The sequence below is a fragment of the Faecalicatena contorta genome, assembly GCF_021531995.1.
GTDB lineage: Bacteria > Bacillota > Clostridia > Lachnospirales > Lachnospiraceae > Dorea_A > Dorea_A contorta_A.
This window is the reverse complement of record NZ_JAFBIZ010000006.1, coordinates 14,964-28,161: the sequence shown is the minus strand read 5'-3', so window position 1 is coordinate 28,161 and position 13,198 is coordinate 14,964. Positions and strand designations below refer to the sequence as shown.

Sequence of the window (13,198 nt, the reverse complement as noted above, 5' to 3'; positions counted from 1 at the left end):
TTATATGTATTATTCTGATGAAATAATTGAAGAAGTAAGATCCAGAAATGATATTGTGGATGTGATATCAAGCTACGTCAAGCTTCAGAAAAAGGGAAATTCTTATTTTGGACTGTGTCCGTTTCATAACGAGAAGTCTCCATCCTTTTCCGTCAGCAGACAGAAGCAGATGTACTATTGTTTTGGATGTGGAGCCGGAGGAAATGTATTTACATTTCTGATGGAATACGAGAACTATACATTTGTTGAGGCTCTGAAGTATCTGGCTGATCGTGCAGGAGTGGAACTTCCGGAAGAGGAATATTCCAAAGAAGCAAAAGAGCGTGCAGATACCAGGGCGATCCTTCTGGAGATCAATAAGACAGCCGCACAGTATTATTATGCACAACTGAAGGGCGCACAGGGTGCACAGGGGCTTGCATACCTCAGAAAACGGGAGCTCACAGATGATACGATCAAGGTATTCGGGTTGGGATATTCGAACAAATACAGTGACGATCTGTACCGGTATCTGAAGTCGAAGGGATATAAGGATGACATGATCGCAAAAGCGGGGCTGATCACGATCGATGAAAGGCAGGGGGTATATGACAAGTTCTGGAATCGGGTGATGTTCCCGATCATGGACGCCAACAGCAGAGTCATCGGATTTGGCGGACGTGTTATGGGAGACGCAAAACCAAAGTATCTGAATTCGCCGGAGACAATGATATTTGACAAAAGCCGGAATCTGTACGGTCTCAACCGGGCAAGAAGCACAAAGAAGCCGTATTTTCTTCTGTGTGAAGGATACATGGATGTGATATCGCTTCATCAGGCGGGATTCACCAATGCCGTGGCATCGCTTGGAACAGCGCTTACTTCCGGACATGCTTCACTGATCAAGCGATATGTGCAGGAGGTATATCTTACCTATGACAGTGATGGGGCAGGAACGAAAGCAGCCCTTAGAGCGCTTCCGATTTTGAAGGAGGCGGGGATTACTGCAAGGATTATTCGAATGGAACCGTATAAAGACCCGGATGAGTTTATCAAAAATCTGGGGGCGGAAGCATTTGAAGAAAGAATCCATCAGGCGAGAAATGGTTTTATGTTCAGTCTGGAAGTCCTGGAGCGTGACTATGATATGACTTCACCGGAAGGCAAGACAGACTTCATGAAGGAAGTGGCAAGGCGGCTGACACAGTTCGATGAGGAGATTGAGCGCAATAATTACATAGAGGCTGTGGCGAAAGCGTATCATGTAGGATATGAAGACCTCAGAAAACTCGTTAGCAGGATGGCTGTTCAGACGGGGCTTGCAACGCCGGCATCCAGACCCAGACCGACGGTCGGTAAGGAAAAGCGGAAGGAAGATGGAATTCTGATATCTCAGAAGATTCTTCTGACCTGGCTGATTGAGAGTGAGGATCTCTTCCGGCAGATTGAGAAGTATATTACGCCGGAGGATTTTACAGAGGGGCTGTATCGGACGGTTGCCGGACTCTTATATGAACAGTACGAAAGACATGAGGTCAATCCGGCACAGATTATGAATCATTTTACGGATGAAGAAGAACACCGGGAGGTGGCAGGTCTTTTTCATACCAGGATCAAGGAACTTACGACTGTGCGTGAACAGGAGAAAGCACTGCAGGAGACGATTCTTCGGGTAAAGAATCACAGCATCGAAGAAGCAACGAAGCATCTGGATCCGACAGATATGCAGGGACTGCAGAGACTGATGAACGCCAAAAGAGAATTGCAGGATCTTAAGGCACTGCATATTTCTATTAATTAAGGATAAAATATAAACAAGCAATGAGAGGATGGACAATACATGGATGAAAATGTAATGAAATTCCAGGAAAAATTAAGAGAGTTAGTAACACTTGGAAAGAAAAAAAAGAGTATTCTGGAAATTCAGGAGATTAATGATGTTTTTGCGGACATGGAACTAGATTCCGAAAAAATGGAAAAGGTATTCGACTATCTTGAGGCAAATAATATTGATGTACTGCGTATCAGTAGTGATGACGATGATGATATACCGGATGATATTGTGATATCTGAAGAAGATGATATTGACGTAGAGAAGATTGATCTGTCTGTTCCGGATGGAATCAGCATAGAAGATCCTGTACGTATGTATCTGAAAGAGATTGGTAAGGTTCCTCTTCTGACAGCAGAAGAAGAGGTAGAACTTGCAAAAAGAATGGCAGACGGAGATGAGGATGCCAAGAAGCGTCTTGCAGAAGCGAATCTTCGTCTGGTCGTCAGTATTGCAAAGCGCTATGTCGGACGTGGAATGCTTTTCCTGGATCTGATTCAGGAAGGGAATCTGGGTCTGATCAAGGCTGTGGAAAAGTTTGATTATCATAAGGGATTTAAGTTCAGTACTTATGCAACCTGGTGGATCCGCCAGGCGATTACAAGAGCAATCGCAGATCAGGCAAGAACCATCCGTATTCCGGTGCATATGGTAGAGACGATCAACAAGCTGATCCGTGTTTCCAGACAACTTTTGCAGGAACTTGGACGGGAACCAACGCCGGAAGAGATTGCGGCAGAGTTGGACATGCCGGTAGAAAGAGTGCGTGAGATCCTCAAAATCTCTCAGGAACCGGTATCTCTTGAGACTCCGATCGGAGAGGAAGAAGACAGTCATCTGGGAGATTTCATACAGGATGATAATGTGCCTGTTCCGGCAGAGGCTGCTGCACAGACACTTCTGAAAGAACAGCTGGATGAGGTTCTGGATACACTGACAGAGAGAGAGCAGAAAGTACTCAGACTTCGCTTTGGTATGAATGACGGTCGTGCCCGTACACTGGAAGAGGTTGGAAGAGAATTCGATGTTACCCGTGAGCGTATTCGTCAGATTGAGGCGAAAGCGCTTCGTAAGCTGCGTCATCCGAGCCGCAGCAGAAAATTAAGAGATTATCTGGATTAAGAAAGAGGCGCCTATGGAACTATCAAAAAGACTTTATGCGGTTGCGGGTCTGGTGACAGAGGGCGCCTCTGTTGCCGATATCGGAACTGATCATGGATACATACCAATCTATCTGGTACAGCAGGGGATAGCTTCTCATGTGATTGCGATGGATATTAACAAAGGACCGCTGGAGAGAGCGAAGATGCATATCATCGGACACGGACTGAAGGAGCAGATTGAGACGAGATTATCCGATGGACTTGCTGCGGTTGTTCCAGGAGAAGTGGATACGATGATCGCTGCCGGTATGGGCGGAGGCCTGGTCATTCGGATCCTGACGGATGGAAAAGAAGTGGCGGATACGATTACTTCATTTGTACTGCAGCCACAGTCAGAGATTCAAAGAGTTCGCAGATATCTGAATGAACACGGATACCGGATCGTGCAGGAAGATATGGTGGAAGAGGATGGAAAATACTATCCAATGATGCGTGCTGTTCATGGAGAGGAGGAAGTCTATACTGCCTGTGAATATCTGTATGGACGATGCCTTCTGAGGAAGCAGCATCCGGTTCTTGAAAAGTATCTGAAGCGCGAGCTTCAAATCAAAGAAAGTGTATTCTGTCAGCTTATGAAGCATAAGAACAGCGAAAGCGCTTTCAGTCGAATGGAAGAATTAAAAACAGAGATGGAAATGGTAAAAGAAGCTCTGAATTACTATCCATAACAGACAGACGAAAAGGAGTAGATGTCATGGTTTGTAGAGAGATCATGGAGGTCATAGAACAGACGTATTCCCGTGCATATGCAATGAGCTGGGACAATGTAGGCCTTCTTGTTGGCAGGGATGATAAGGAGGTACAAAAGATATATCTGGCAGTGGATGCAACGGATGAAGTGATTGATGCAGCCGTCAGTTGCCATGCGGACATGCTGGTGACACATCACCCGATGATCTTCGGTGCATTGAAGCAGATTAATAATCGCGATTTTATTGGAAAAAGAATTCTCCGACTGATACAGAATGATATTTCCTGTTATGCCATGCACACCAATTATGATGTGAAAGGAATGGCAGAATTGTCGGGAGAGATGATGGGATATGAAAATGCACAGGTGCTGGAGATTACCTGTATAGAGGAAACCAGTGACGGATCTGTATCGGAAGGGATCGGAAGGATTGCAGACCTTAAAGAACCGGTCACATTGAAGGCATACTGTGACAAGGTGAAGGAGGTGTTTCAGCTTCCGGGAGTGATTGCTTTTGGGGATATGGATGCACAGATCCGTCGTGCGGCTATCTGTCCGGGATCCGGGAAAAGTGTGATCTCTGCAGCGATTGAAAAGGGAGCGGATGTTCTGGTTACCGGAGATATCGGACATCATGAAGGAATCGATGCAAAAGCGCAGGGACTTGCCATTATTGATGCAGGACATTACGGAATTGAGCATATATTTATAGAGGATATGAAACGGTATCTGGAAGCACATCTGGAAAATGTTCAGATCATCGGAGCACCGGTTCAGCATCCATATGTAATCTTGTGATTGTCAGATATAAAGGGGGAATAATATGGCAGGCAATATGTATAATGTTCAGATTGGAAATGAGATCCGACAGTATGAGGAGGGGACAACATACCGTCAGATTGCAGAGGAGTATCAGAAAAACTACGCACACGATATTGTGCTGGTTTTTGTCAATGACAGGCTTCAGGAACTGTTCAAAACAGTAAACTCTGATTGCACGATCCGCTTTGAGACAACTGGAGATTCCATCGGTCATAAGACTTATAAGCGAAGTATGAACCTGATGCTGGTAAAAGCAGTATATGATGCAGCAGAACACCGGAATATTGAGAAAGTCAGGATTCATTATTCCGTAAGCAAAGGATATTACTGTACCATTGAAGGAAATATTGTTCTGAATCAGGAATTTCTGGACCGTGTGGAGGCGAGGATGCGTAATATGGTGGAACAGGATCTGCCGATTCAGAAGGCATCCATCCATACGGATGATGCGATCGCCAGATTTGGACAATATGGAATGTACGATAAGGAGCGTCTGTTCCGTTACCGGAGAGTGTCGAAAGTCAATATATACAGCATGAATGAATTTGAAGATTACTATTACGGGTATATGGTGCCAAGTGCGGGTTATTTGAAGTATTTTAAACTATATTTGTATGACGAGGGATTCGTACTTCAGATGCCGACACAATACAGCCCGGAGATCGTTCCTCCGTTTGAACCTCAGAATAAGCTGTTTCAGGTATTGAAGGAATCGGTAAAATGGGGTGACATGCAGGGAATTGAAACGGTCGGAGATCTGAATGACAAGATTACCAAAAGTGATGTGCATGAAGTGGTACTGGTACAGGAGGCTTTGCAGGAAAAAAAGATTGCAGAGATTGCAGGACAGATTGCAGCCCGTAAGGATGTAAAATTTATCTTGATTGCGGGTCCGTCTTCTTCCGGAAAGACGACGTTTTCCCATCGGCTCTCGATACAGCTTCGTGCGAATGGAATGATTCCGCATCCTATTGCGGTAGATAATTATTTTGTTGAGAGAGAAGATAATCCAAAAGATGAGAACGGCAATCCGGACTTTGAATGCCTGGAGGCGGTGGATGTGGAGCTGTTCAACCGACAGCTGCAGGAATTACTGGATGGAAGAGAAGTAGTAATCCCGACCTTTAATTTTGTGACAGGACATAAAGAATATGGGAATCAGAAGATGAAGCTGGGAGAAAATGACGTTCTGGTCATCGAAGGAATTCATTGTTTGAATCCTGAATTGACCGGAAGCCTTTCACATGCCAATAAATTTAAAATCTATATCAGTGCGCTCACACAGCTAAATATAGATGAACATAATCGGATTCCGACGACTGATGGACGTCTGATCCGCCGAATTGTCCGAGATGCCAGAACCAGAGGCGCGTCTGCGAAGAAAACGATCCAGATGTGGGAGTCTGTCAGAAACGGAGAAGAAAAAAATATCTTCCCATATCAGGAAGAAGCGGATGTGATGTTCAATTCGGCTCTGATCTATGAGCTTGCAGTTTTGAAACCATATGTAGAAGCACAACTTTTTGGAATTGAACGTGACTGTCCAGAATATCTGGAGGCAAAGAGACTTTTGAAATTCCTGGATTATTTTGTGGGAATTGGCAGCGAGACCGTGCCGGTGAATTCTTTGCTTAGAGAGTTTATTGGAGGAGGATGCTTCCGGATATAATGAATTGAATGTATATAGAAGGAACTGCTGAAAAACAGGGAGTGTATCCGTATTATTCAGCAGTTCCTTCTTTATAACCTTGATCTATGATTAAGAATAAAATTCTTTTAGGTAATCAATTCGGGAAGACATATTTTGCATCAGCAGATCTACCAGAGTGACAGCGGCCATAGATTCTACAACAACTACAGCACGTGGAACGATGACTGGATCGTGCCTTCCGGTAATCTCGATGCTGATGTTATTACCGGAAGAGTCCACGGTACTTTGACTGCGGGCAATAGATGGCGTTGGCTTGATCGCTGCACGCAAAACGATCCGGTTTCCGTCGCTCAGACCGCCGAGTACTCCGCCTGAATGATTTGTCACTTTTCTGATCTGACCGTGATCCGCCTGGAATTCATCGTTATTGGTACTTCCATTTGCAAGGGAAGCCCGGAATCCGTCACCGATCTCGACTCCCTTAACGGCACCGATGGACATAATTGCTTTTGCAAGAGAGGCATCGAGTTTTTGAAATACAGGTTCTCCGATTCCGGCCGGAACTCCATCTATCACGCACTCAACAATTCCTCCGGCGGAATCTTTTTGTTCCATGCATTGTTTCAAATATGCAGATGCCTTTTGGGCATAATCGCAGTTTGGCATATACAGATGATTTTGGGCAATATCTTGATAGTTGTACTCTGATTCGGGAATGCTGATATCGCCGATGGATCTGGTGTAAGCGGTAAGGTGGATGCCAAGATGATCCAGAATACGGGAAGCAACAGCGCCTGCGGCAACACGTCCGATGGTTTCTCGTCCGGAAGTGCGTCCGCCTCCGCGATAATCGCGAAAACCGTATTTGGCATCGAAGGTATAATCGGCATGTCCGGGACGGTAGCAGTTCATGATCTTGCTGTAATCATGGGAACGCTGATCGGTATTACGAACGATCAGTGAGATCGGAGTACCCGTTGTACGTCCTTCAAAGACGCCGGAAAGTATCTCGACTTCATCGGCTTCCTTACGTGCGGTTGTAAATCTGCTTTGCCCGGGTCTGCGCCGGTTGAGGTATATCTGTATATCGGAGGCTGCAAGAGAAACACCGGCCGGGCATCCGTCGATGACAACACCGAGTGCCGGACCGTGGGATTCTCCCCAGGTAGTAATTGTAAATAGAGTTCCATAAGTTGATCCTGCCATAGTATGTAAATCTCCTTCTCGTAAAGCTGATTTTATTATATATAATAGAATAAAATCCTGCAATGATTAAATATGACGGAAATCTTAATGAAATTTTTCGGTTTTTTTCCTGTACTTTTGAATATATGCATATTATAATAAAAAAGTATAACAATCTATAGATATATAGGCTTATGAATGAGGAGTATTATCATGGGAGATAGAGAAAAAAATGCTGATGAGATCATCGAAGAGACGATGAAAGAGATCTATCGGGATGTTCAGAGTCTTAACGATAATTTGAATCTTGATGCAGATACGGATATTGACGTTGGCAATTTTGATGATGAGGAATTCGAGGGTGTCTCCGAGGATGACTATGAGGAAGATTATGAGGAAGATGAAGTGGCATCGGATGAGGAAGAGACGCCTTTTGAAGAGGAACCTGTAAAGAAAAGAGGAAAGAAAAAAGCGGCAGTCATTGCAGCAATTATAATCGGAGTGCTGATTCTGGTCTATGCCGGATTTGCAATATATTTTGAAAGTCATTTCATGTTTTCAACAAAGATTAACGGAACCGATGTATCAATGAAAAGTGTGGAACAGGTAGAAGCCTACATGGAAAAACAGGTTGCGGATTATGAATTGACCTTGAAAGAATCTGATGGAGATAAGGAACAGATTGACGGTACGGACATTTCACTGAAATATGTACGGGGAGATGAGCTTAAGAAGCTGGCAAAGCAGCAAAATAATCTTTTCTGGATTCAGTCTTTGTGGAAGACAGAGAATATTGAGGCTGAAGTAGGGGTAGAATATAATGAGAGTGCACTGAACCGACTGATTGATAATCTGAATTGCCTTAAGGAAGAGAATCAGACGGCATCTGTAGATGCACATCCGGAATTTCAGACGGATCAGTTTGTAGTAGTTCCGGAAGTGATCGGAACACAGATTAACCGGGATATTTTTGATAATGCAGTCAAAGAAGCGATTAACGGATTCCAGGCGGAGCTTGATCTGACGAAAACCGGGTGTTATTATGCGCCGAAGTATGTTTCGGATTCCAAAGAAGTAGTTGAGGCGACAGAAGCCATGAACAGCTACCTTGGCGCCTGTGTTACATATGACTTTAATCCATATACAGAAGTTGTGGATTCTTCTGTAATCTCACAGTGGGTGAAAGTAGATGGCGAGATGCAGGTAACGTTTGATGAAGCATCTGTAAGAGCTTATATTCAGTCGCTGGCAGAGAAGTACAATACGAAAGGCAAGCAGAGAACATTTGTTACAGCTACGGGCAATACAGTTACCGTTTCCGGAGGAGGATATGGATGGCAGATCGATCAGGAGGCGGAGTATAATGCTTTGATCGCAAACATACAGAATGCAGAGACGGTTACCAGGGAACCGAATTATTCCAGCCGTGCAGCCAGTCATGAAGGTAATGATGTTGGAGGTACCTATGCAGAAGTGGATCTGACGAATCAGGTGATGTATTTTGTGCAGAATGGTCAGGTTGTATTGCAGTCAGGTGTAGTTACCGGTAATCCGAACAGGGGTAACGCAACTCCGCAAGGCGTATATTCTCTGGCGTATAAAGCGCTGAATCAGACACTGCGGGGAACGAAGAGGCCGGATGGGACTTATGAATATGAGACTCCTGTCAAATACTGGATGCCATTTAATGGAGGAATCGGATTCCATGATGCGCCGTGGCAGGCTTCCTTTGGAGGCTCCAGATATCAGACCAACGGCTCTCACGGATGTGTGAATATGCCAACGGATGCTGCGGCACAGTTGTATAATCTGATATCAGCCGGAACACCGGTAGTGGTACATTTTTAATTGAAATTAAAGTCGAGGATAAGATCATGTATGAATTGTTAAAGAAAGATGGTCTTGCGAAAAGAGGCAGATTACATACGGTACACGGGGTCATTGAGACCCCTGTATTTATGAATGTCGGAACTGCTGCAGCTATAAAAGGTGCAGTGTCGACGATGGATCTGCAGGAGATTAAGACGCAGGTGGAACTTTCCAATACATACCATCTTCATGTCCGGCCTGGAGATGAAGTGGTGAAGAAACTTGGAGGTCTTCATAAGTTTATGAACTGGGATAAGCCGATTCTGACGGATTCCGGTGGATTCCAGGTGTTTTCGCTCGCAGGACTTCGAAGAATTAAAGAAGAAGGCGTATATTTTAATTCCCATGTGGATGGACGGAAGATCTTTATGGGACCGGAAGAAAGCATGCAGATTCAGTCGAATCTTGCATCGACTATTGCGATGGCATTTGATGAATGCCCTTCCAGTGTGGCTGATAAAGAGTATATTGAGAAATCGGTTGATCGGACAACGAGATGGCTTGTACGGTGTAAAAATGAGATGGAGAGACTGAATGCTCTTCCGGATACGATCAATAGGCAACAGATGCTGTTCGGAATTAATCAGGGTGGAATCTATGAGGATATCCGGATCCGCCATGCAGATGAAATCGCTGGACTGGATCTGGATGGATATGCAATCGGTGGACTGGCAGTCGGGGAGACTCATGATGAGATGTATCGCATCCTGGATGCCGTTGTACCGCATCTTCCGGAAAACAAGCCGACCTATCTGATGGGTGTCGGGACACCTGCCAATATTTTGGAAGCGGTGGACCGGGGAGTTGATTTTTTTGACTGTGTATATCCGAGCCGCAATGGAAGACATGGACACGTGTATACCAACCATGGGAAGCTGAATCTTTTTAATGCGAAGTATGAACTGGATGACAGACCGATTGAAGAGGAATGTCAGTGTCCGGCATGCCGCCATTATACCAGAGCGTATATTCGTCATTTGCTGAAAGCAAAGGAAATGTTGGGAATGCGTCTTTGTGTCCTTCATAATCTGTATTTTTATAATACGATGATGGAGGAGATACGGGATGCAATTGAGCAGGGAAGCTACAGAGAGTATAAAGAAAAGAAAATTGCCGGGGTTACGGAGACAAATCAATAAAATTTTTATGAATAATCGTTGGAATTAGAAAAATAGCTTGATGAAATGTCTATTTTTGTGTATGATAGCAATAGTGTTTAAAGAATGTAGGAGGAAATATTAGTTATGTTTTCATTAGCATCACAGAGTTCAGGCGGCAGTATGGTATTACTGATTGCAGTATATGCGTTAATCTTTGGAGGTTTCTGGTTTATCTTTATCAGACCGCAGAAAAAGGAACAGAAGAGAGTTCAGGCAATGATCGCAGAGATGGAAGTAGGTGACACTGTCCTGACAACCAGCGGGTTTTATGGTGTAATCATTGACATCAGTGAGGCAGATGTGATTGTGGAATTCGGAAGCAACAGAAATTGCCGTATCCCAATGCAGAAAGCTGCAATTGCGCAGGTTGAAAAAGCATCTGCAGAATAAGAATTGTGTGTTTTGACGAACAAAAGAGCAGAAAAGCAGGAAGAGGACCTAAAAAGGTTCTCTTTTTTTGATGAAATTGCACAAAATCTAATACATAAGCTCATATGAAAGATATTATCACTAATATGCTTGATATTTATTTCACAAGATGCTATACTGTCGTCGCAAAAGAAAAAGAGCAAGAGGAAGGAGAAGCTAAAATGGCACAGTTTGAACAGTGGGCTGGTTTCAAAGGAAGAAACTGGACAAATTCTGTAGATGTCCGCAGCTTTATTCAGGACAATTATACACCTTATGACGGAGACGAATCTTTTTTAGAGGGTCCGACAAAGGCAACGAACACTTTATGGGATGAACTGCAGAAACTGCAAAAGGAGGAGCGCGCCAAGGGCGGCGTTCTGGATATGGAGACAGAAGTTGTATCTGGACTGACTGCATATGGTGCAGGTTATATCAATGAAGAGTTAAAGGATCTGGAAAAAGTGGTAGGTCTTCAGACAGATAAACCTCTAAAAAGAGCATTTATGCCATATGGAGGAATCAAGATGGCTGAGCAGGCCTGCACTACTTATGGATATCAACCGAGTGAAAAGATACATGAGATCTTTACAAAGTATCACAAAACACACAATCAGGGGGTGTTTGATGTATACACACCGGAGATGAAAAAAGCCAGACACAATAAGATTATCACTGGTCTTCCGGATACCTATGGAAGAGGACGTATTGTTGGTGACTATCGTCGAGTGGCGCTGTACGGCATTGATTTTCTGATTGAGAAGAAGCAGTATGATTTCGAACGTTATGCAAGACATGGTATGAAGGGAACAGACTTCCGTCTTCGTGAAGAAGTTGCGGATCAGATTCATGCATTGCAGGATATGAAAGTCATGGCTGCCGCTTATGGATATGACATCTCACAGCCGGCAAAGGATGCCCGTGAGGCAGTACAGTGGCTGTATTTTGGATATCTTGCAGCTATCAAGACACAGAATGGCGCGGCTATGAGTGTTGGCCGTATCTCGACCTTCCTTGATATATATATTGAAAGAGATTTAAAAGCAGGCAAGATTACAGAAGCTGAGGCTCAGGAGCTGATCGACCACATGGTTATGAAGTTCCGTATGGTGAAGTTCGCAAGAATTCCTTCTTATAATGAACTGTTCTCCGGCGATCCGGTATGGGCAACTCTGGAAATGGGCGGACTTGGACAGGATGGACGTTCTATGGTTACAAAGAATGATTATCGTTTCCTGCATACACTGGAGAATATGGGACCGGCACCAGAGCCGAACCTTACTGTTCTGTATTCTTCCAAACTGCCGGAGAATTTCAAGAAATATGCCGCATATATATCTGTGAAGACAAGTTCTGTACAGTATGAAAATGATGATGTTATGCGTCCGGTATGGGGTGATGACTATTCTATCTGCTGCTGTGTATCTGCAACTCAGACCGGAAAAGAAATGCAGTTCTTCGGTGCACGTGCCAACCTGGCTAAGTGCCTGTTATATGCAATCAACGGTGGTGTTGATGAAAAGAGCAAACAGCAGGTAGCACCGGCATATAAGCCGATTACTTCAGAATATCTGGATTATGATGAAGTGATGGAGCGTTATGATGAGATGATGGAATGGCTGAGCAAGCTGTATGTAGATACATTGAATATGATTCATTATATGCATGACAAGTATAACTATGAAGCTGCAGAGATGGCTTTGATCGATACCAATGTAAGACGTACATTTGCAACGGGTATTGCCGGATTTTCACATGTAATCGACTCTCTGTGTGCGATCAAGTATGCAAAGGTTAAGCCAATCCGTGACGAAGATGGTATCGCAGTGGATTTTGAGATTGAAGGCGACTTCCCAAGATATGGTAACGATGATGACCGGGCAGATGATATGGCAATCTGGCTTTTGAAGACATTTATGCATAAACTGAATAAATGCCATACTTACAGAAATTCCGAGCCAACGACGTCCATCCTTACGATCACTTCCAACGTTGTATACGGTAAGGCTACCGGATCACTTCCGGATGGAAGAAAAGCAGGAGAACCACTGTCACCTGGTGCAAATCCATCTTATGGAGCAGAAAAGAACGGTCTTCTGGCATCGCTGAATTCTGTAGCAAAGCTTCCATATGAGTTGGCATTGGATGGCATCTCTAATACACAGACGATCAGTCCTGGGGCACTTGGACACAATGATGAGGAGAGAAGAGATAATCTGGTACATGTGATGGATGGTTACTTTGATCAGGGTGCACACCATCTGAATGTCAATGTATTTGGTACAGAGAAACTGATTGACGCAATGGAACATCCGGAAAAGCCGGAATATGCAAACTTCACGATCCGCGTATCCGGATATGCAGTGAAGTTCATTGATCTGACTCATGAACAGCAGTTGGATGTAATAGCAAGAACCTGCCACGATCATATGTAAAATG

The 13,198-nt window shown here is 44.2% G+C and carries 10 protein-coding genes; 9 read left to right on the top strand and 1 reads right to left on the bottom strand.

Translation table 11 applies throughout. The annotated features are described in order from the left end of the window. Positions 1-4 precede the first annotated feature (4 nt). The 5 genes from dnaG to JQM82_RS01605 are packed head-to-tail and all read left to right on the top strand — an operon-like array spanning position 5 to position 6,155. Positions 5-1,780, top strand: a complete 1,776-nt coding sequence (dnaG, locus tag JQM82_RS01625) for a DNA primase (protein ID WP_235248175.1) — start codon at positions 5-7, stop codon at positions 1,778-1,780. Positions 1,781-1,819: 39 nt separating this feature from the next. Further along, the gene (gene rpoD / locus JQM82_RS01620; protein WP_235248174.1) at positions 1,820-2,932 is read left to right on the top strand and encodes an RNA polymerase sigma factor RpoD; all 1,113 of its coding nucleotides are present in this window, start codon (positions 1,820-1,822) and stop codon (positions 2,930-2,932) included. A 13-nt stretch (positions 2,933-2,945) separates the two neighbouring features. Further along, on the top strand, positions 2,946-3,641 hold the full coding sequence (locus tag JQM82_RS01615; RefSeq protein WP_235248173.1) for a tRNA (adenine(22)-N(1))-methyltransferase: 696 nt from the start codon (positions 2,946-2,948) through the stop codon (positions 3,639-3,641). A 26-nt stretch (positions 3,642-3,667) separates the two neighbouring features. Continuing rightward, a complete protein-coding gene (locus JQM82_RS01610; protein WP_235248172.1) occupies positions 3,668-4,462 on the top strand; it encodes a Nif3-like dinuclear metal center hexameric protein in 795 nt (264 codons plus the stop codon). A 25-nt stretch (positions 4,463-4,487) separates the two neighbouring features. Beyond that, positions 4,488-6,155 (top strand): nucleoside kinase, encoded by a 1,668-nt coding sequence (locus JQM82_RS01605; protein WP_235248170.1) that lies wholly within the window; start codon positions 4,488-4,490, stop codon positions 6,153-6,155. Between the two features lie 90 nt (positions 6,156-6,245). Here JQM82_RS01605 and aroC read toward each other — a convergent pair whose 3' ends face one another. Continuing rightward, a complete protein-coding gene (gene aroC / locus JQM82_RS01600) occupies positions 6,246-7,343 on the bottom strand; it encodes a chorismate synthase (RefSeq protein WP_235248168.1) in 1,098 nt (365 codons plus the stop codon). Between the two features lie 192 nt (positions 7,344-7,535). Between aroC and JQM82_RS01595 the strand changes: the two genes are divergently transcribed. From JQM82_RS01595 to pflB, 4 genes are all read left to right on the top strand, one after another. After that, positions 7,536-9,170, top strand: coding sequence for a L,D-transpeptidase family protein (locus JQM82_RS01595; protein WP_235248166.1), 1,635 nt, complete (start codon positions 7,536-7,538; stop codon positions 9,168-9,170). A 26-nt stretch (positions 9,171-9,196) separates the two neighbouring features. Beyond that, positions 9,197-10,330, top strand: coding sequence for a tRNA guanosine(34) transglycosylase Tgt (gene tgt, locus JQM82_RS01590; RefSeq protein ID WP_235248165.1), 1,134 nt, complete (start codon positions 9,197-9,199; stop codon positions 10,328-10,330). A gap of 105 nt (positions 10,331-10,435) precedes the next feature. After that, positions 10,436-10,741, top strand: a complete 306-nt coding sequence (gene yajC, locus JQM82_RS01585; protein WP_235248164.1) for a preprotein translocase subunit YajC — start codon at positions 10,436-10,438, stop codon at positions 10,739-10,741. A 200-nt stretch (positions 10,742-10,941) separates the two neighbouring features. Next, on the top strand, positions 10,942-13,194 hold the full coding sequence (gene pflB / locus JQM82_RS01580) for a formate C-acetyltransferase (protein ID WP_235248163.1): 2,253 nt from the start codon (positions 10,942-10,944) through the stop codon (positions 13,192-13,194). The last annotated feature ends 4 nt before the right edge of the window (positions 13,195-13,198 follow it).